General features: G+C 43.7%; 12 protein-coding genes. 8 read left to right on the forward strand and 4 right to left on the reverse strand.

Annotated elements, in window-relative coordinates; translation table 11 throughout:
- The first annotated feature begins 542 nt into the window (after positions 1-542).
- Positions 543-1,373, forward strand: coding sequence for a bestrophin family protein (locus A3EU_RS31295; RefSeq protein WP_020538194.1), 831 nt, complete (start codon positions 543-545; stop codon positions 1,371-1,373).
- Between the two features lie 42 nt (positions 1,374-1,415).
- Positions 1,416-1,580 (forward strand): hypothetical protein, encoded by a 165-nt coding sequence (locus A3EU_RS34860; protein WP_020538195.1) that lies wholly within the window; start codon positions 1,416-1,418, stop codon positions 1,578-1,580.
- 95 nt (positions 1,581-1,675) lie between these two features.
- Here the strand turns inward: A3EU_RS34860 and A3EU_RS0121130 are convergent, their stop codons facing one another.
- From A3EU_RS0121130 to A3EU_RS0121140, 3 genes are all read right to left on the reverse strand, one after another.
- Positions 1,676-2,086, reverse strand: a complete 411-nt coding sequence (locus A3EU_RS0121130) for a GxxExxY protein (RefSeq protein ID WP_020538196.1) — start codon at positions 2,084-2,086, stop codon at positions 1,676-1,678.
- A 192-nt stretch (positions 2,087-2,278) separates the two neighbouring features.
- Positions 2,279-3,376 (reverse strand): BamA/TamA family outer membrane protein, encoded by a 1,098-nt coding sequence (locus tag A3EU_RS0121135; protein WP_020538197.1) that lies wholly within the window; start codon positions 3,374-3,376, stop codon positions 2,279-2,281.
- A gap of 347 nt (positions 3,377-3,723) precedes the next feature.
- Entirely contained in the window at positions 3,724-4,020 is a 297-nt protein-coding gene (locus tag A3EU_RS0121140; protein WP_020538198.1) for a DUF2188 domain-containing protein, read from the reverse strand.
- A 271-nt stretch (positions 4,021-4,291) separates the two neighbouring features.
- Here A3EU_RS0121140 and A3EU_RS0121145 point away from each other — a divergent pair, with 271 nt between their 5' ends.
- The 3 genes from A3EU_RS0121145 (at position 4,292) to A3EU_RS0121155 (ending at position 7,902) form a co-directional block, all read left to right on the forward strand.
- Complete coding sequence (locus tag A3EU_RS0121145) at positions 4,292-4,912, forward strand: LysE family translocator (protein ID WP_020538199.1); 621 nt, start codon at positions 4,292-4,294, stop codon at positions 4,910-4,912.
- Between the two features lie 258 nt (positions 4,913-5,170).
- Positions 5,171-6,649, forward strand: coding sequence for an SUMF1/EgtB/PvdO family nonheme iron enzyme (locus A3EU_RS0121150; protein WP_020538200.1), 1,479 nt, complete (start codon positions 5,171-5,173; stop codon positions 6,647-6,649).
- Positions 6,650-6,660: 11 nt separating this feature from the next.
- A complete protein-coding gene (locus tag A3EU_RS0121155) occupies positions 6,661-7,902 on the forward strand; it encodes a T9SS type A sorting domain-containing protein (RefSeq protein WP_169433385.1) in 1,242 nt (413 codons plus the stop codon).
- A gap of 17 nt (positions 7,903-7,919) precedes the next feature.
- Here the strand turns inward: A3EU_RS0121155 and A3EU_RS0121160 are convergent, their stop codons facing one another.
- A complete protein-coding gene (locus A3EU_RS0121160; protein WP_083937522.1) occupies positions 7,920-9,995 on the reverse strand; it encodes an ATP-binding protein in 2,076 nt (691 codons plus the stop codon).
- A gap of 280 nt (positions 9,996-10,275) precedes the next feature.
- On the opposite strand from A3EU_RS0121160, the gene A3EU_RS0121165 reads away from it, so the two are divergent.
- The 3 genes from A3EU_RS0121165 to A3EU_RS0121175 all read left to right on the forward strand — a co-directional run bounded on the left by A3EU_RS0121165 (position 10,276) and on the right by A3EU_RS0121175 (position 19,397).
- A complete protein-coding gene (locus A3EU_RS0121165) occupies positions 10,276-12,630 on the forward strand; it encodes a TonB-dependent receptor (protein ID WP_020538203.1) in 2,355 nt (784 codons plus the stop codon).
- A 189-nt stretch (positions 12,631-12,819) separates the two neighbouring features.
- Positions 12,820-14,769, forward strand: a complete 1,950-nt coding sequence (locus tag A3EU_RS0121170) for a LuxR C-terminal-related transcriptional regulator (RefSeq protein WP_020538204.1) — start codon at positions 12,820-12,822, stop codon at positions 14,767-14,769.
- A gap of 521 nt (positions 14,770-15,290) precedes the next feature.
- Positions 15,291-19,397 (forward strand): hybrid sensor histidine kinase/response regulator transcription factor, encoded by a 4,107-nt coding sequence (locus A3EU_RS0121175; protein ID WP_020538205.1) that lies wholly within the window; start codon positions 15,291-15,293, stop codon positions 19,395-19,397.
- Positions 19,398-19,878: the final 481 nt, after the last annotated feature.

A 19,878-nucleotide genomic window follows, 5' to 3' on the forward strand; every position in this document is an offset into this window, starting at 1 on the left:
AATTTGCGAACTGATTTTAGCTTCGCTGATCGTCGTTCCTCCTCGGAGTTCAACGATTTACGGTTCTGTCTAAGAAGTCAAAATCGAGCTTAGCGGGCTAAGTGAGATTTTTAGTTCGACGGCAGGTTCGAAACCACGAAGTCGCCGCGAAGCGAATCCTTGAAAATCAGGACGCACCAACCTATTTCCGTCGAATACTTTAACTATTCCCTTTTCACCAAATTAAATTTCCCAACAAGCTCTTACTCATCCCTGAAATGAAAAAACGCCTACTCTTTTACGGATTTTCGGCTTCCTCCGGGCTGAATACGGGTTGTGGTGTTTTTACCCCTCATTTTTTTCCAGGCTGCCCATGATTATCTGGCGAATAAAGGCATGTGCCAATAAGAGCACGCACAAACAACTGGTGTAGAACATGGTGGTTAAGGTTTATTTACTCGTGTATGTCCTGAGTAGAGGTAGAGGTAAGTAGTAAGGGCGTTTTTTTTAAAAAAAACTTTCATCCGCCTATAATTCAATACTTTTGAAAGAAAAAGGCTTCCATGTTTGTAAATAAGAATTTTGCGTTTAGTAACATCTGGAATTTTTCGGGAATACATCTCATTTGGATTACGGCTTGGTCGACTTTGGTGGCGGTATTGNTTGAATACACCCATTGGGAATGGTTACACATTCCGTGGTTACCTTTGTCCGTTATTGGTACAGCCGTGGCCTTTTATATTGGTTTTAAAAATAACCAGGCTTACGATCGCTTATGGGAGGCGCGCAAGATTTGGGGAGCTATCGTTAATAGCAGCCGTTCCTGGGGCAGTGCTGTTAAAGGCTTTGTGACGGACCAGTTTGCAGAACGAGAAGTGGGGAAGGAAGAACTCCATTTACTTCATAAAAACCTCTTTTATCGCCACATCGCTTGGTTATATGCGCTACGTAGCCAGTTGCTCATCCCTACGAGTTGGGAGCATAGAAGCCAGAACAATCATATCGGGAAACTCAACGAACGCCGGATGGAAACCTACGGCGTAGGCCTACTCAAAGACGATGTGACAATGGCTGAACTTGACCGCTTTCTTGGCAAGGAAGAACACGAGCGGCTCATGAATTATGTGAATACAGCTACCCAAATCATCGATCAACAATCACAAGAACTGAAGACGCTCAGGGAACAAGGGTTATTGGATGATTTTCGACACATGGAACTTCAGAAAATCCTCTCCGATTTTTACGTTCACCAAGGCAAGGCCGAGCGTATCAAGAAGTTTCCATTGCCAAGGCAGTACGCCAACATGAGCTTCATCTTCGTAGGGATTTTTATTTTCTTGCTGCCCCTGGGTATGGTTGCAGAGTTCCATAAGTTGGGCGATTTTGGTGCATAGCTGTCGATTCCTTTTTCGGTAATCGTTGGCTGGGTGTTCGTCATGATGGAACTGGTAGGCGATTATTCGGAGAACCCATTCGAAGGCTTGGGCAACGATATTCCTATGCTTTCGCTGTGCCGCGTCATCGAGATTGATATGCGCGAAATGCTAGGGGAGACGGACCTTCCTCCTGCCATTGCACCAGTGAATGGGGTGTTGATGTAATTTTTACTTAAACCATCAAAGGGACGGGTTTTTGAACCATATGAGGAATTATAAGGGCATATAAGGATGTTTTTTAAGGGAGGGAGAAGTACCTTTTAGTCAGGTAGATTTCTGTAGGATTGGGTGACATAAGTTTTCTGACCTTCTTTGTAGAGGTGAGTTACGTAGAAATTTAGCATTAACCCTTCGGGGAGCTCTAAAAGTCGTAAGTAGGTCATCAATTGAGCCTTGTGAATAGGAAGAATCTTTTCGATTGCTTTTAATTCAATGACTAAACAATCAGCAACCAGTAGGTCACAGCGAAAATCCAGTTCAAGGGTTTCTCCTTTATAATCAACACTTATTGGCTTTTGAGAAACGAAGGGAATCTTGCGCAATTTGAGCTCATGTTCTAAACATTTTTGATAGCTGCTTTCTAACAAGCCAGGGCCTAATGCCTTGTGAACTTCAATAGCTGCTCCATTTACTTGATATACTAAGTTTTTTAGATACGATTTAGTCAACATAATTAAGTTCTATTTAAACGTTAACAATACTTAGTACTATAAGCTTGATAACTAGCTATTCGTGACATTAAAACCTTGTTTTTTTTAAAAAAAAACTTATAATATCTTATAATCCCTCATATGGTTCAAAAAAAATGATGCATTTGGGTGGGTGAAAAATATTCCTTGGTACCCTTTGGTGGTTCAAAAAAACTAAAAAGCCTCTCCCACCGTCAGGTAGAAAGCGCTGGTGTTGGGGCCGATACCATAATCGAGCCGAAGGCGAATTTTGTCCTTGGGCAGTAGCGTGAAGCGAATGCCAGCCCCCAGCGCATAACGTAAATAATCGGCCTCCCAATTTTGCCATTCATCGATGACGGAGCCGATACCGCCGAAGGCTACCGCTCCGAAGCGCCCCTTGATAGGGAAGCGGTATTCCAGTTGAGTGGCGGCTAGCTGGCGATCGCGGTAACGACCTTCGTAGTAGCCGCGTAAGAGGCGTGTTCCGCCCAGTAGTGCCAGTTGGTTGAAAGAGGGCGTGCTGCTGTTTCCTTCCAAATAGAGTTGACTCGCCCATACATGATTTTCTTTATGACTCCAGTATTTACGAACATCAATCGTCCATTTGACGAAGTTTTGGGTTGCGCCAAGAAATTCGTTATTAGTGAGTAGCGCGGCTTCTGCCCACCAGCCTTTGGTAGGAAAGAAAAGGTGATCGCGGCTGTCCCATTGCCAGATGGGGCCAATAGCACTATAGGTGGAGGCTTCGTTACCGATGACACCTTCCTGCAACAAAAGGCCTCCTTCCTGCTGGTCGTAAACCTCCCACTGATCCCAGGCGTATCGGACACCAGCCAGTTGGTATTTTCCTATTCGTTGGAGGATGTTGAGCCGTACCCTGGGATAGTTGACGCCGTAGGTTTCCCCTTCGTAATCCTCAAATTCGTTACCAACCCCGTAAAAGAAGTAATTGTAACGGTAGTATCCCAATTCGCCAGTGAAACGTAGTTGATCGCCCTTGGTATATAGCTGAAAGGGTAGGTAGAAAAGCAATTGATTATTTAGCGTGTATGCCGCACCCAGCTGCACTTGCGATCGTGGGCTAATACTGTCCAACGGAAAAGTTATCACTCCGGCGGCCCCAAATGACCAAGTCGTTTCGGGGGTATAGTAGACCAGTGGCAGGATAAAACGCTCTGTTTTAGAGCTGTCAGCCTGAGCACATAGGCTTGATGGTGAAAAGATGCCCAAGCTCAGCAGCAGCGCGCCACCAAAAAGGAAGGAACGGAAAATCGTGGAGGATGTCTTCATGGGAGTATTTAATGCGGACGAAACAGCAAATTAATCCCGTGGGTTCGCATTAACCATTTTCTGAAGTAGAAAAGAACAGAAGTGTTCAGGTGGAGACAAGCTCTTAGGTGGCCTTGGTGATTCAAAAAGCCTCAGCTTGTTTAAAAAAGATCCTCTTAAATTCCCTTATAATCCCTCATATGGTTCAAAAAAAACAATCCTTAGGTGGCCTTGGTGGTTCAAAAAGCCTCAGTTTGTTTAAAAAAGATCCTCTTAAATTCCCTTATAATCCCTCATATGGTTCAAAAAAACAATCCTTAGGTGGCCTTGGTGGTTCAAATAAAGGGCCCTGTTTTAGAACGCCCAGCTTAATCTTTCCGGTAGCTGATGCTGTCTCGTACTTTACCATCTTCACCGTGAATGATGACGGTGGAGCCGTAATTTTTAGCAATTTCCTTGGCCCGGTCAATAGCATCACGCTGGTAATCATAAACGCCGGTGTAGCGTTCATTGCCTGCCCCTTTGACGGCCCAGCCTTCTTCGTGTGGCACCACGTGTTGATTGTGGGTAGGTTTACTTGTGCGCACCCCCATGTTTTTGAGGATAATTTTGATGATCTTCTGTAAAAGGTTGGTCCAAAAGGAAGAGGTGCGGATGTCTGCCATATTATCAATTACTTGAATTTACAAAAGCTAAGATAAGCGCTTGTTGGCAAATTTCAAGAGGGGCCATCCATGCCTTGTCATTGCTGCTCAATGAGATTGCATGAAATGTAGATTGGTTCCTGTGGATTGTCGCGATAAAGTGATTTTGCTTTTTCGTCGAAAAAATTGCGATTCCCGACCTACTTCTTATTTATTTGCAGCCGAAGTCACCAGCTTTTGATGTATCAAAAAGTACACACGGTAACTTCACAAAGAAAGCCCATAAGTAGTCATGAATATCGTCTTGTTGTTTGTCCTTGTTTTTATTATTAGTGCCATTGGTAGTGCTCCTCCGGGCCTCATCAACCTAATGGTCATGAAGCGTGCTATTGCAGCGGGACGGCAGGCCGGATTTTTTGCTGCCTTAGGTACCATTATCCCCGAGTTTGTGTACACTTATATTGCGGTGTATGGTTATTTAGCTATTGCCAATGACGAAACCATTGGGCATCATATTCAGCTGGTAGGTGTTATCGTTTTCTTTGGCCTTTCGGTTTATTATTTTATTCAAAAAGCAGAGGACCCCGTATTGGATGCGGTGAGTTCGCAGAAAGATAAATTTATCAGTTTCCGGCGCGGCTTTTTTACAGCGTCTATCAATTTACTGGTGATGCCTTTTTGGGCGTTTATAACCCTTTTCTTGCATACTTATGGTTATGAATTTCAAACGCAAGGCGAGCTGATAACGTTTGCTTTAGCTTCGGCATTAGGGGCACTTATGATGTTTTTTTTATACGCCAGGCTGGGCCACCTCATTGTCTGTCGTATGGAAAAACTGGTGCAGTATACCAATAAGTTTCTATCGTTGATTTTTTTGATACTGGGGCTTTATCAGCTGGTGAGGTTGTTTTAAACGACTTATAATTAGGTTATTCTGGGGCCATGCCGTCGTTCCTCGGCACCGGGCTGTGCACTGCGTTGCCATCCCTTGTCCTGCTCTCCCGATGAATCGGGATCCGCCGAGCTTCAGGCTTACGCCTTGCGCACTACTCAAACTCAGGCACCGAATATGGCCTCTAGTGGTCTAAATGAATTCACCATTTTTTTGTTGCATTCCGTAACGCTATCTTTTTACCCGGCATAAAGGGGTACACTTAAATACCCTGAAACGATGAAATGTTTGTTCCTGAATGTAAGCTTATGCTTACTGTTAAGTACTGCTTTTGCTAATAATATTGAAGTTGACAATGTCAGCCTTACCGGCCAAAATACAGCGGAGGGCTATACCCAAGTACAGTTTGATATCAACTGGGAGAACTCCTGGAGGATCAGTGTAGGCCCAGCCAATTGGGATGCTGCATGGGTGTTTGTGAAATACCGTGTGAATGGCAACAACTGGCGACATGCGACACTCAATGCTGCGGGAGGAACAAGCCCCGGTGGTGCCACCCTTGAAGTGGTGCCGGACCAAACGGGCGCATTCCTCTACCGTTCCGCAGATGGCACGGGCGATGTAGATTGGTCGGACGTACAATTGCGCTGGAATTACAGTGACGACGGCGTAGATGATAATGCCTTGGTAGATGTGCAGGTCTTTGCCATCGAAATGGTGTATGTGCCCACTGGCGAATACCGATTAGGTACAGGTTTTAGTGGGACGGAGATCGACGAGTTTTATAGTTTGACTCCTTTCGGCAACTTTTCCATCAGAAGTTCTTATACCGTAACTTCCGAATCTGCCATTACCATTAATAGTTCGGCTGGTAACTTGTATTATGACAATACGGTGAATGGAGGGGATCAACTAGGTCCCATTCCTGCTGCTTTTCCCAAAGGTTTTGCTGCTTATTACTGCATGAAATATGAGGTTTCACAGGACCAATGGATTGGCTTTTTCAATACGCTAACCCAAGGCCAAAAGACTGCCCTGGACATTACAGGGACTTCTGGTAAAAATACAGATGAAATTGCAACCCGTAATGCGGTTGCCTGGCCAGATGTGGGGAACGCTACCACGACTTTGCCCAATGTGGCAATGAACTATTTACCAAATGGTTTTATGCTGGCCTATCTTGATTGGGCGGCACTACGGCCTATGACCGAAATGGAATATGAGAAATCTTGCCGGGGGACTCAGACTCCTGTGGGAGATGAATTTGCTTGGGGAAACAGTAACATACATGGACTGCCTTATACATTGATCAATGAAGGAACACCAGCTGAGCAGGTTAGTAACCCAGGAAGCGGAGTAGGGAATGCTAACTATGTTACAACCAATGGAAGTACTAGTGGCCCAAAACGTTGTGGCGTCTTTGCAGCCAGTGCGCTGCTCAATAATCGTGAAGAAACAGGGGGCAGCTACTATGGCATCATGGAATTGTCGGGCAATGTATACGAGAGAGCAATTACGGTAGGTAATCCGGAAGGTCGCGCCTTTTCAGGCTTGCACGGGAATGGAAGTATTACCGGCGCTGGAGCTGCCAATGTCACCAATTGGCCAGTAGCTTCTAATGTAGGGATTGGCTACCGGGGAGGTAGCTACATTAATGGGTCACAATTCATTTTGGTTTCCGACCGCAATGACGCGGCCAATAGTTTTTCTGGTTCCAATAGCCGGATTGGTTTCCGGGGAGTAAGAACAGAACAGTAATGCCTGTAATCATGAACAGAATAATTCTATTGCTGTCGCTGTTTTTTCCTGCCGCGATGAATGCTCAGTTCACGGGTGGCCCCGGTGATGGTACGGATGCATCTATGGTAATTCAGCTTGACCTGGGGGGCATTCCTGGCGGTATTCGTGGATTGTACGCTGGTGGTGAGGCCGATGGGTTTGCGGTAGCTGGAGGCTTTGGCAGTTTTGGCCAAGTTGAAGCTACAGCTCTTTATAGCGGTAGCTCCGGCGATGGTTATGCACTAGGTACTGGCAGCAGTAGCTTGTCGGGCCAATCACTGACGGTATTGTTTGCTGGTGGCGATGGCGATGGCTATAGCTACCAGCCTGCTACGGTGAGTTTGGATGGCTTTTCTGGCGCAGCCATTTATGGTGGAGGAACTGGCGATGGCTTCGATCATTTTGCTAGCTCCCTCTCACTGGGGGGAACAACAACGCAAGTACTCTATGGTGGTGGCAGTGGCGATGGTTACGATAAAGCGACTACCAATGGCTCGTTGGGCGCTATGCTGATGCTTTACGGCGGTGGTGCCGGTGATGGCTACAACGATGGTGGGGCAAATGAAACCCTGAACGGTACCAATCTGCACCTGCTCTACGGTGGTGGCGCAGGCGATGGAATAGCGACTACTCGCTTTGAAGGCGTGGTCCCTTTGCCGTTGACGCTGATCAGTTTTGCGGCATTTCCTGAAGAGACTTATGTTTTGCTTCGCTGGGTGACAGAAAACGAAAGCAATACCGATTTCTTTACCATTGAGAAAACCCGCGATGGCCGAACCTTTGATTGGGTAGGGGAGACCCTTGCCGCTGGCAACAGCTTGCCGGAGGAACAATTACATTATGAACTCAAGGACTTACAGCCCTACGAAGGGAAATCGTACTACCGTTTGCAAACGACTGATTTTGATGGTCAAATTAGCCTTTCACAGTTGGTGGAAGTAAATTATAAAGGCCATCAAGATTGGGGCTTTCAACTCTACCCTAACCCTAATACGGGGCGACATTTTAATGTTAAAACCAGCGGTATAGCTGCGTCAAGTTCGCTTACAATGGAGTTGTTTGATATCAGTGGTCGTCTAATATTAAGCGAAAGCTATTTGGCTACGGAAGCACATACGGAATCCATTGAATTGCAGCAGCAGTTGCCCGCAGGAACTTACCTCATTCGGGTAACTCACCCCCAAAAAGGTCAGCAAGCCAAAATATTGATTGTTGGAGAAAGTGGGAGGTAGATACGGGTATTTTGTTCCTAAACAGAAAAAGAAAAAGTACTCCCATTCTTACCATCTGAAGCGACGTGAATACTACCGCCATAGCGCTCGACGATCGTCTTGCAAATCGATAGACCAAGGCCGGAAGATTGGGTGATAGATTTGTTTTTGAGGGTTTTGAACGGCGTGAAAATACGTTCGAAGTACTCTTCTTCGATACCAATGCCATTGTCATTTACCTGGAAGAAGGTTTTCCCTTTGGTGCCAGTCGCAACGTGTACAGTGACCTCGGGGTGATCGGATTCGTTGTACTTAAAACCATTTTGAACCAGGTTTTGTAGCACCAGGATGAGCATTGGGCGGGTGAAGAATACCTTGTCTATTTGTTGAGGGTTATGGAAGGTCAGCTGACCGTTGGTTTCGAGGATAACTTGCTGAAGGTTACTTTCTACGGTTTGAAAAACCTCTTTCAATGCAACGGCTTCGTGTTCAAGTTCACCAAAAGAGATTTTTGTGAAAACTTGTAAAGAGTCTACGATTTCTTTTAATACCGCAGCATTGCTGGTGATGAAGTTGAGGAAATCGTTTTCTTCTTCGGTTGATTCTCGCTTGGCTATTCGCCGTTTTAATAATCCTGAAAAGCTGGTAATATTGCGGACAGGCTCTTTAAGGTCATGTGAGGTGATGTAGGCAAACTGCATCAGGGCATCATTGCTTTCCGTTAGAGATTTATTCAGTTTTTGTAATTTTCTCCTACTGCGGGCCTGTAAGAATAGCATTAATAAGGTTAGAAATATAAGGAGAGCCAGCGCAGAGGTGACAAGTGTGAATCGCTGTTTTGTTAAGGTTTGTTCGTGTTCAAGTGCCTGTTGGGTACGTTCTTGCTCAAAGCGACCTTCCAGGAGCTTAGCCATTAGTGAAATATTGGTTTTACTTTGGTCTAGTTCAGCTTGTTTTGTCCAACTTTTTCGCAGCAGTTCATAGGCTCTTTGATAGTCCCCTTGTTTTTGATAAAGAGCGGCCAGGGGCTCTTCTATTTCGTGATCAACCCTGGTTCCTAGTTTGAGGCCCAACTCTCCGTATTCAATAGCAATGACATTTTCATTTTTCAAGGAGTGAAGATTCATCATCCCTTGGTAGCAGTCCACGAGTTCTTTGTTCTCACCTTGCTCTTTACTAATTGCAATGCCTTTTTGCAGGTAGAAGTTGGCAGAATCCAACTGGTTTTGATTCATGTAATATTCGCCCATCAAGGAATAAATATAACCAAAGGCAGTAGAAATACCTGTGGCATTATGCAGGGCAATAGCCTTTTTGCAATAGTACATTAGGCTAGTGTCGTCATCTAGCATTCCTGCACTAAATGCTAACCCATAGTAAGAGAATAGTTCGCCCATAGGGTCTTCTTCCTCAAGGGCTATTTTTAGATTTTCTACATTGAGGCTATAAGCTTTTTCAAAATCATTGATGGCACCATAGATGATCCCCAGGTTGTTATTTATGCTGGTACGGGCTCTGGTCGTAATACCGTCTATTTTTTTTGCTTGCTGATAGTGAATGAGTGCCTCCATCATGTCTTGCTTCGCCTCAAATGCGTACACGCCTGCACGAAAATGATAATTAGCCATCGTAGGGCTAAGCGTATCTTCTCCAATCAATTCTCGGGCTTTTTGAAGTAAAGCGGGTGCTTCTTGCCAGTTGCGGGTACGTGCTCCGATACTGACTCTGTCTAAATAGAGGCTGGCCTTGTGTAGTGGCTGTGTAACGTATGCTAAGCCTTGTAAGTAAAGACTATCAGCTCGCTCATATTGACCCTGGATTTGATGGAACCTGGCAATTGCCTGAATAGCCTCAATAATGAGGGTTTCCTCTTTATTCTTTCTAGCAAAATGGAGCGCTTGTTGGCCGTAGTAATAGGCTGCAACCTGCTGATTGATAGCCTGTTGCTCTTTCATGAACTGTAAGGCCAGGTGATAATTTTCAGGGAAGGGTAATTGTTCATCAATGGGAATAATTCTCCCTCCATCCTCCTGTGGTACCAAGGTCTGTGTTGCAGCAGGTGATGCAATACAGATAAGAAAGGAAAGCAAAACAACTTTCGTTATTATTGACATTATTAAAGAATCAGCTGATAATGAGAGGGGGGAAGCGAACGCCTAAAAATAAGGGGAATTTAACGAAATACGCTGTATGCCTGAAAATAATAACATTTTAAAGATATGTGTTGGTTAACATAACACATTCTTACCCATGTGAATACTTGTAGAAATATGCCATTCTGATTGACGAATATCGAAATTACTTTGTACCAAATATAAAATAACAATAGGGGGCTGAAGCAGATGTCTACATCATGCTTTTAGAGAACATTAGAAACAAAAACCATTACTATCTATGTTACGCACCCTAAGTAACTGCCCCCAGTGGCGGACAGGATTCCTATTGCTGGTACTCAACTTTTTCACACTAATACTTTGGTCTCAAACGAATGGCCTAACACAGACCATCAAAGGAACTGTTCTTGATCAGGCTTCAGAAGAACCGGTTATCGCTGCCAATATACTCATCCTTAATGTTGAACCTTTGCTGGGAGCGGCGACCGAATTTGATGGCACTTTTCGTCTGGATGATGTGCCCGTTGGCCGCCATAGTATTCGCATCAGTTGCCTTGGATATGAAGATGCTTACATCCATGAGTTGGAAGTAGGGTCAGGTAAAGAAGTTGTGCTTACGCTGAAGCTAACGGAATCCCTTGTGACAATGGACGAAGTAGTTGTAAAAGCCGAACGCCTCAACGGCACCCCTAATAACGAGATGGCTAGCGTAAGTTCACGTTCGTTCAGTGTGGAGCAAACCAAGCGCTACGCCGCAGCCGTTAATGACCCGGCCCGGATGGCACTTTCCTTTGCGGGCGTAAACACCAATGATGATGGTGGAAATGAGATTGTAATCCGTGGCAACAGTCCCCGAGGTCTACTGTGGCGAATGGAAGGAGTAGAAATTCCAACGCCTAATCACTTTTCCGATCAGGGAGCTTCCGGCGGAGGTATCAGTGCACTAAGTGTAAATATGCTGGCCAATTCCGATTTTCTGGTCAGTGCTTTCCCTGCCGAATATGGCAATGCGATGTCTGGGGTCTTTGACCTAAAGCTGCGCACCGGTAACAATGAAAAGCGAGAATATGCCTTCCAGGCGGGTGTGCTTGGCCTGGATATCTCAGGCGAAGGCCCAATAGGTGAAGAAGGCGGTGCAAGCTATCTGGGCAATTATCGTTACTCAACCTTAGGCGTTCTGGGGCAACTGGGGATTCTTGATTTGGGGGGAGAAGAGTCTATTTTTCAGGATGCTTCTTTCAAGGTACAAATACCTACTACAAAGGGTGGTTACTGGTCGGTATGGGGCTTAGGCGGACTGAGTAACAGCACCTTCAAGGATAGCCTGGAGCAGTATGATTATCACTCGGACCGTGGGGTGATTGGTGTCAATAATCGGCGTTATTTGGCGAAGAACGATTATTTAGAAACTATTGTCAGCTATTCCGTTGATCGGGTTTCTGATGAGGAAGTTTATGTCGTTGATAACTTTGTTGGAACCGAAGAATTTACCACCCATGCGTTGCGAGTGAGTATGCTTTATAATCGTAAAATCAACGCGCGGAGTACTTTCCGGATGGGAGCGATAGGGAGCCGCCTGTCGTACACTTTTGCGGAATGGGAAGAGTTTAATAGCCCCCGTGTGACGCTCATTAATGAAGAGGGTGCTACGGCCAATGTACAAGCTTACGCTCAAGTAAAACACCGTGCAGGTACGACCTTGCACCTAAACGCTGGCCTTCATGCAACCTATTTGGGTCTTGGTGGGCAAATGGCTATTGAGCCGCGAGTTGGCATGCGCTGGAACCTACGCCCAGGGCACGTATTGAGTGCGGGAGCTGGCTTGCATTCTCGCCGCGACCCACTGCCTGTTTATTTTGCTCAGGTGCAAACCGGAGCCGATACTTATTCTCAACCCAATAAGGAATTGGCTTTACCTAAAGCACTGCATGGTGTACTGGGTTACGAATGGCGTTTTCACCCACAATGGCGCGTGCAGACGGAGGTTTATTACCAGGATTTGTACGATGTAGCCATCGCCAGTCCCCATGAACAGGGGGCGTATGGAAGAGTGGCTTCTGCGATCAATTTTGATAGTGGGTACGTGACCGACTCACTTTTTGCGGATGGTACTGGTCGTAATTTTGGTTTGGAAACTACGATAGAGAAATTCTTTACGAATGGTTGGTACGCGCTGGCGACGATCTCCCTCTACGAATCGCTGTACACAGCCCGCGATGGTGTGGAGCGAAATACCCGCTACGCTAGTGGCTACGTAGGTAATATGCTGATTGGTAAAGAATGGAGTGTGGGCAAGAATAAAACGAACCTCTTAGGAGCCAATATTCGGACAAATGTAGCCGGAGGAAACCGTTCTACGCCTATTGACTTGGAAGCGTCTCGGGCTGCCGGGTATACCGTTAGTGATTACAGTAGAGCCTGGGAAGATCAAGTAGCGCCTTACTTCCGTAGTGACGTGCGTATCTCCTACCGGAAAAACCGTGCAAAGACCTCTTCTATCATTTCGCTTGATATTCAAAACGTGACCAACCGGGAGAACATCTACGGTCGTTACTACTCGGCGGGCAGTGATAAAATCGTAGAAGAAACCCAGCTGGGGCTGATTCCCGTTTTGAATTATAGACTGGAGTTTTAAGGGTAAATAATGAGTTCTAAATTGGCCGTTACAGGATACTTGTTGTCTTGTAACGGTCGTTTTTTTTTATAAAAATTGCATATATTAGAAAATGTAAACCCCGAACCAATAATCACGCTATTGAGAACTTGTATCCTACTTCTATTTTTTACGCTAGTTACGCTAACCAATCCTCAAAAGGTAAGGGCGATGGCGAGCCAACAACCCACCGATATGGAAGGGGTAGAATTGCCAGGAAATATTTTCTTGGAAAAGGCTGTACCAAAAGCAGAAGCGATTGCGGGAGCAATGGCTGATTTTGAAGAGGGTTCAGCAAATTCACCTGTGGCTGTATTGCGTCAGAAAGAAGGTCAGTTGTTACTACAGGAGGGTTTGGTGGAAGAAGCGAAAGAAGCATATACCGCCGGCTTGAAATTGGACGGAGAGGCTGCAATAAAGGTGAAATTGTTGGCGGGCCTGGCAAGCTGTTTTGATTTGTCAGGAGAGAATGATCAGGCTGAGAATTACTTTACGCAAGCATTAATAACTTGCAGAGAGGGCCAGTTTCCGATAGGCTTGACCTGGATTGTTTTTCATGGTGGAGCTGATTTTGTTTCGCCAGGTACCTTATCTAAAGAAGAAGCGGAAGTACTCAAAGGTTTTGCACGGAAATTTCTTTACAGCCAACCCCAACAGTCGCTGGCAGCAAGCAAATGGTTGATAAACTACAGCGGGGAGAATAAGGAATGTGTCGTTGAAGGGCATATTTCCGCCGGGTTGGTGTACCGGGATTGGGGGCAATTTGATCGCGCGCTGGATCACTTTTATTTAGCGCAGGAACAAGGAGAACAGCATGGCTTTGGGAGTAAGTCCAAGTATTGGGCATTGCTCAATATTGCAGCGGTACATGACATGCATGGACAGCGCCAGGATTTTTACGACATCATCGAAGAGGTCATCAAGAACGCGGGAGAAGATCAAGACGATTGGGCCTTGGCTTATGCACTAAAAGACCTGGGGATTCATTATCAGGAAAATGAGAACTTTGAACAAGCGGAACACTATCTGAAAAGAAGTATTCCCATCATGAAAAAACTTAATGACCAAAGAGGATTGGGGGTTTGTTATTCAAATTTAGGTTATGTCTATGTCGAACAAAAGCAATATGAATTAGCTAAAAAGAACCTGGATGATGCGCTTGTTATTCTTCAGGCCACAAACTACGACCAACTCTACGCTTCTTCTCTTTTAGTGAAGAGTAACCTTTATGGGAAGTTAGGGGAGTGGGAAGAGTCGAAAAGACTGGCTTTGGAGGGGCTGTCCATTGCCAGAAGAATCAACGCGTCCTATTTTGTGCTAGATGCTTTCCAACTATTGATGGAATACTATATGGAGCAAGGGAACCTGGAGATGATAGAAAACTACGTCGATAGTTTGTTGTCAACAAAGGATGAATATGCACAACAAGAGCGGCTATATGAATCAGAAAAATTGAAGGTTCGTTACGACATTGAAAAGAAAGAAGAGCAATTGGCCATTCAAAAAGAGTTGAATACGTCTTTAAATGCCAAAAATTTATTACAAAAACGACAGCGCAATACGCTATTGTTTATTCTCTTTCTTGGTCTTGTCGTCGTACTCTTGTTTTATAACCGTTACCAATTGCAGCAAAGTTTGGACGAGGAAGGTGAGAAAAGAAACGCTTTGGAAAAGCAACGTCTGGAAGAAAAAGTAAACCATAAACAACGAGAGCTGGCTTCGTTGACCTTACAAATGGTACAAAAAAATGACTTGCTTCAGCAGCTGGAGGAAAGTTTGAAGAATATAAAAAAGAACGACCCCGGTTTTCAAAAAGAGATGGTCAACCTTAAGAAAATGATCCAGACTCACCAAAGCCTGGACGAAGATTGGTCAGATTTTAAAACCCACTTTGAGGGAGTCCATCCTGGTTTTTTTGATCGACTACGTACCCAAATTGACAAGCTTTCTCCGCAGGACGAAAGGCATTGCAGCTATCTGAAAATGGGTTTATCGACCAAAGAAATTGCCCGCCTGATGAATATTAGTCCTACCAGTGTACAGATGGCGAGGTATCGTTTGAAAAAGAAACTGCAATTAGGAAAGGACGATGATATCTATCAGTATATCAATGATTTGTAGTTAGAATAGAATTATTAATTATAAGTAAGTATAAGATTTGTAGAAGCTACTTGCCTCCGGCTGTAGGAGGTTTGTAGGAGCTTGTTATTGCTAGAATTGAGGATTTTAGCCTTTATTTGTTTATCAAACAACGACTTACCAGAGCAATACAAGGGGGAATTTAATGGAAGGGCAGTAATACCATGCTTACCATCACAATTCCATGTTATTTTAAACCCGGTAGATTTTTAATCTGCCGGGTTTTTTTCTTGTAGTAATACGTTTTTGGGGCGAGAAAAAGCTTAGAAGTTTTTTGCGCTAAGGCAATGTGCATCTCATTATTTGTAGGAAGAGGACAAATAAAATTATAGAATTCGTTTCAAGGAAGTCAAATGGGGGAGATTTGAGGCATTGAAGTTGTTTGAAAATATTATAAAGATGGTTTGATATACTTCTTCCTTGTATTTTTAATACATTGGGGAATTTGTGTGAAACCGTATCGTAGATTTACACAATCGATTAAATAGTCTGTTATCAAACCTATGTCTTATTTGCCTCGGATCAAGCCTGTTGTAATGGCTTGTCTTCTCGTTTTCTTCTGTTGCCTTTCTATGGATGGTCAGTCGGTTGAGCGTCGATATGTTGACGGAGATTACATTTTGGAAATAAGTCTTTGGACCAAGGAGGATGGTTTGCCTTCGTGGCATATTTTCGATATCATTGAAGACAAAAAAGGGGTCCTTTGGTTAGCAACCAATGTAGGGCTTGTTCGTTTCGACGGAAACTCGTTTACTACTTACAATGGAGAGGAACATGGCCTGTCTAGTAATAGAATAGGGCGAATAGCAGAAGATGTCAATGGTAATATATGGCTTTTTTGTTCACAGGGAGACGATCGGGTTTTTGATGTGTTTGATCCTATAGAAGAATCTGCTATTCCTTTGCAGTCCTATATCAACGAAGAGCTGCCCTTGTCCTCTTACAGTCACTATGGTTTTTTTCGACAGCAAGATACGATATGGCTATTGGATCCTGTAAGTGGTAAAGGCGGCCGCTATCAGGGTGAATGGGAGTGGCTCTTGAATGATACCTCTACATCTAGAGTATTGGGGATAATGGGGAAAACGGAAGATTTTCCATATTACTATCCTCGTAAAGATGGCTTGTTTTGGGTTTGGAAGACCAAAGAAGGGAAGCTGGGCCTGTATGTTATTGATCGTAATGGCAAAGAGTTATCTAACCTTAATTTTGGCCACAATATTAGCCGGTTTTCCACAGTGGATGAAGATCTGAATCTCTATTATTGGTCTCAACCCCAATACCTTGGTGATTTAGATACGTTGTTTTCTTTTGGAGACAATAGCATTCGCACCTATCCTTACGGTAGTTATCCTAGTATATCATGGGGGAATTCGGCCTACCATAACCATAGTAGATTTTTGAAAATTAATAAAGATGGCTTTGGTTTTGCAGCTAACAATGCCACTAGCTTCTTTTTTAAGGAAGATGAAATCTTGTTTGAAAACTTGGGCAGTTTATTGGCTAAAGATTTTCAGGCTAGAATTAATGAGATTATCGTTTTGATTGATAATGAATCTTTCTGGTTTAATTCTCCGGAAGGGCTTTTTCGGATGAGAGTAAAGAAGAGTTTATTCACGACCTATACCCATCAGGATGATATCATTACGAGCGTACGAGGGATGGTTGGTATTGGTGATAGCCTGCTAATGGTCAACACGTACGCAGGGATGTTTCAGGTAGATTTACATGAAAAATACTTTTCTTCTTTACCCATTGCAAATGGGTATAATAATATGGGGTTACTTAAAGAGGAGAATCAGGTATGGGTGAGTAAATCATCTGATGACCTTATGCTTTACAATCTTATAGACAGAAATTACAAAACGTACCCTTTTCGGTTTTATAATGGAGAGTATAATGGTTATAGTTTACATCGATTAAATGACACTGCCTTATGGATTGCGAGTCATTTAGGAGTTTTAGCATTCAATGAAAAATCAGGGTCTATTCAGCCTCAACTTATGCAAGATACGAGTGCATATTTTTGGCATACAAATAATCAAGGCCTCTGGTTAGGATGTCAATACGGTTTGTTCTTATTTAATGAAGAGGGACAGCGAAAGAAACATTTCCCAGTCCTTGAAGATGATAAAACGGAATTGAGGGTCTACTTTATTCATGAAGATGAAGATGGGGTCTTTTGGTTAGGAACGAATCAAGGCTTGGTCTGTTGGAATCAAGAAGATGAAACTTATCGAAAGTATACAGTAGAGGATGGTCTTTCTGATAATAAAATTCATGCAATTTACGAAGATAGCTATGGGCACCTGTGGTTACCTAGTAATTATGGTCTGATGCGTTTTCGAAAGTCTGATGGTTATGTCACGACCTATTTAGAAAAAGATGGTTTACCAAGTAATGAGTTTAATTTTTTAGCTTATTTTCAGAGAGAAGACGGGCTACTTTTTTTGGGAGGGGTAAATGGAATAGTTTCTTTTTATCCAGATAGTATTGGGGCGCAAGCGCAAGCTAAGCTCCATTTACAAATGGCAAAAGTCGTGGTATATGACCGCAAAACAGAAGCGGTTATTAACAAAACAAGGCAGGGTATAGAAAGAGGGCTAGTAGAAATAAGGCCTTCTCAAAATCGTTTAGAAATAAGTTTGGTGCCCCATTATTTTATTGATAGTGAGGTTGTTTACGAATGGCGCTTCCCGTGGGAAAGCGAGCAATGGAAGGTTTTTTCAGGGGCTATTTTGTCGCTAATTAACCCTAATTATGGTACCTACCCTGTAGAGTTTCGCGCGTACCCTGTCGGTAATAAAAAATTGCAAAGTAAAATTCTAAGCCTCCAACTTAAGGTACTAAAACCTATCTACTTAAGATGGTGGTTTTTTGCCTTATTGGCATTGACAGTTGGGGGTGGTTTTTATGGCTATTTTAGGTTGCGACAATTACAGTTAAAGCTCCATAATGAGGAGCTTGAACAAGAGGTGAATGATCGCACACTGGAACTACAGGAAAAGCTCGAAACCATTGATCTACAGGCAAAGGAATTACGCCAGCTTGATGAAATGAAATCTCGTTTTTTTATCAATATCAGCCACGAATTACGTACCCCACTTAGTATGATTTTGGGCCCTGTAATAGCCCTTAGTAAAGAGCAATTTTCAACTGAGCATATGTCCCAGTTGCAACGAATAAAACGGAGCACAAAGCAGCTTCGGCAGATGATCGAAGAGATTCTGGATCTCGCTCGCCTGGAAGCAGGTAAGCTTGAATTGAGAGAAGAAGTTGTCGTTTTTTCGCCCTTCATAAAAAGGGTCTTTAATGCTTTTCATTCATTAGCAGTATCTAGGAATATTAATTATAAGTTGGTGTTAGATGCACCAGTTGATTTACGATTAATGCTCGATACTCAAAAGGTAGAACGCATACTGAATAACCTGATCTCCAATGCCCTTAAATTTACGGGTAGAGGCGGGCAGGTTATGGTGAAAGTGGTGGTTGATTCAACAGCAATCATGATGGCCGTTGAAGATACAGGGGTGGGAATAAACGAAACGGATCTTGCAAGAATTTTTGATCGTTATTATCAGGCGCGGCACCAGGGAATATTGGAGAACGGTGGTTTAGGAATAGGGCTAGCCATGTCTAAGGAGCTTGCCGTTTTTTTAGGAGGCGACCTAGAGGTAGAAAGCGAGTTGGGGAAAGGCTCTGTCTTTTCTATAAAACTACCCGTTTTAGTTGCAGACGAAGCATTGCCCGAGCTTAAGACTACGAGTGAGCAGGATATTTTAACGAAAACCAGATTGCTTACCTTGCCTCCACCCGCGAATGCAGCAGAGCAGCCGATGGTGCTGATAGCCGAGGATAATGACGATTTTAGAGCTTATCTGCTGGAAATTCTTAGGCCTTATTATCGTCTGGTTCAAGCTAGTGATGGTTTAGAAGCGTTGGATGTATTGAACCAGCAAGAAGTGGATTTAGTAGTATCTGATGTAATGATGCCCCGAATGGATGGTTTTGAATTATTAAAAGCAGTGCGTAGCCAGCCTCAGCAGTGGGGGCTGCCGTTTATTCTACTTACAGCCCGCTCTGAGCAAGCCGACCAGCTTTATGGTTTGCGTCTAGGCGTGGATACTTACCTTTCCAAACCTTTTGAGGAGAATGAGTTAATCGCCAGGATTCACAATTTATTGAGCAATCAACAAAAACGCAAAGCTGCTTTTGAAGCTGCAGTTATTCCAGAAAAAGAGGAGGTCGGTGCTTCTTCTGAGAAGGCTCCACCGCTACCAGGGCTCAGCTTTGATGAACTATGGTTGATAGATTTAGAGGCATTGCTAGCCCAAAAAATTAGAAACCCCCAACTGAAAGTAGGGGACTTGGCACGTGAGATGGCGATGTCTGAACGTAGCTTCCGAGATAAGCTAAAAGATTGTACAGGACTTAAGCCAAGCCAATATATTCTTCAGGCACGGCTACAATTGGCTTATCGGTTGTTAGAAGAAAAACGCTATTCAACCATTGCCGAATTGGTTTACGCCATTGGTTTTCAGAGTAAGGCTTATTTTTCTAAATCTTTCAAGTTGATCTACGGTAAGTCGCCATCAGAGATGTTGAAATAAGAACTTGCCGAAAAGCGTGCTTTTTTTGCCGAATTGGTTCTGCCTATTTCTGTTAATTTGTAGACTGAAATTCTTCTCGTGTAGTAGGTCATCCGATTGATGATGTTTGGCATTTGCTGGCTTATCCCCTCAGGTCCGTAGATGTTACCCTTTGTTTTAAAAATTTCATACAATTAATGATTTTTCCAGCCAGACCATTGGGGTCTGGCTATTTTTTTGCCTTTTGTTGATGGAAAAGTGTCCAACATGATGTCAACAGAATTGCTTCAATATTGTCAGAAAGCGATATTGGATTAGGAAGCGGTGTCCATTCTTTTTATTTCCTATTTGTTTAGTAGGTTTTCCTTTTTGAGTGCCCTTTTTGCCGAAATGGGTGCTTTAAAATAGTGTTCTTTGCTAGCAACGTATTGTTGGGGTTTGTTGCTGTTGTTAGGTGAATATATTGCTAATCTCTTATTGGGGATTGTTATGTACTCGCTGT

Origin of the sequence: Lewinella cohaerens DSM 23179 (genome assembly GCF_000379805.1) — a bacterium.
GTDB lineage: Bacteria > Bacteroidota > Bacteroidia > Chitinophagales > Saprospiraceae > Lewinella > Lewinella cohaerens.

Excerpts from the sequence above, each read along its gene's own strand:
- A3EU_RS0121175 (WP_020538205.1), top strand. The coding sequence starts at position 15,291 with ATGTCTTATTTGCCTCGGATCAAGCCTGTTGTAATGGCTTGTCTTCTC.
- A3EU_RS34860 (WP_020538195.1), top strand. The coding sequence starts at position 1,416 with ATGATGGAACTGGTAGGCGATTATTCGGAGAACCCATTCGAAGGCTTG.
- A3EU_RS0121155 (WP_169433385.1), top strand. The coding sequence starts at position 6,661 with ATGAACAGAATAATTCTATTGCTGTCGCTGTTTTTTCCTGCCGCGATG.
- A3EU_RS0121170 (WP_020538204.1), top strand. The coding sequence starts at position 12,820 with ATGGCGAGCCAACAACCCACCGATATGGAAGGGGTAGAATTGCCAGGA.
- A3EU_RS0121130 (WP_020538196.1), bottom strand. The coding sequence starts at position 2,086 with ATGTTGACTAAATCGTATCTAAAAAACTTAGTATATCAAGTAAATGGA.
- A3EU_RS0121140 (WP_020538198.1), bottom strand. The coding sequence starts at position 4,020 with ATGGCAGACATCCGCACCTCTTCCTTTTGGACCAACCTTTTACAGAAG.
- A3EU_RS0121160 (WP_083937522.1), bottom strand. The coding sequence starts at position 9,995 with ATGTCAATAATAACGAAAGTTGTTTTGCTTTCCTTTCTTATCTGTATT.
- A3EU_RS0121150 (WP_020538200.1), top strand. The coding sequence starts at position 5,171 with ATGAAATGTTTGTTCCTGAATGTAAGCTTATGCTTACTGTTAAGTACT.
- A3EU_RS0121145 (WP_020538199.1), top strand. The coding sequence starts at position 4,292 with ATGAATATCGTCTTGTTGTTTGTCCTTGTTTTTATTATTAGTGCCATT.
- A3EU_RS0121165 (WP_020538203.1), top strand. The coding sequence starts at position 10,276 with ATGTTACGCACCCTAAGTAACTGCCCCCAGTGGCGGACAGGATTCCTA.
- A3EU_RS0121135 (WP_020538197.1), bottom strand. The coding sequence starts at position 3,376 with ATGAAGACATCCTCCACGATTTTCCGTTCCTTCCTTTTTGGTGGCGCG.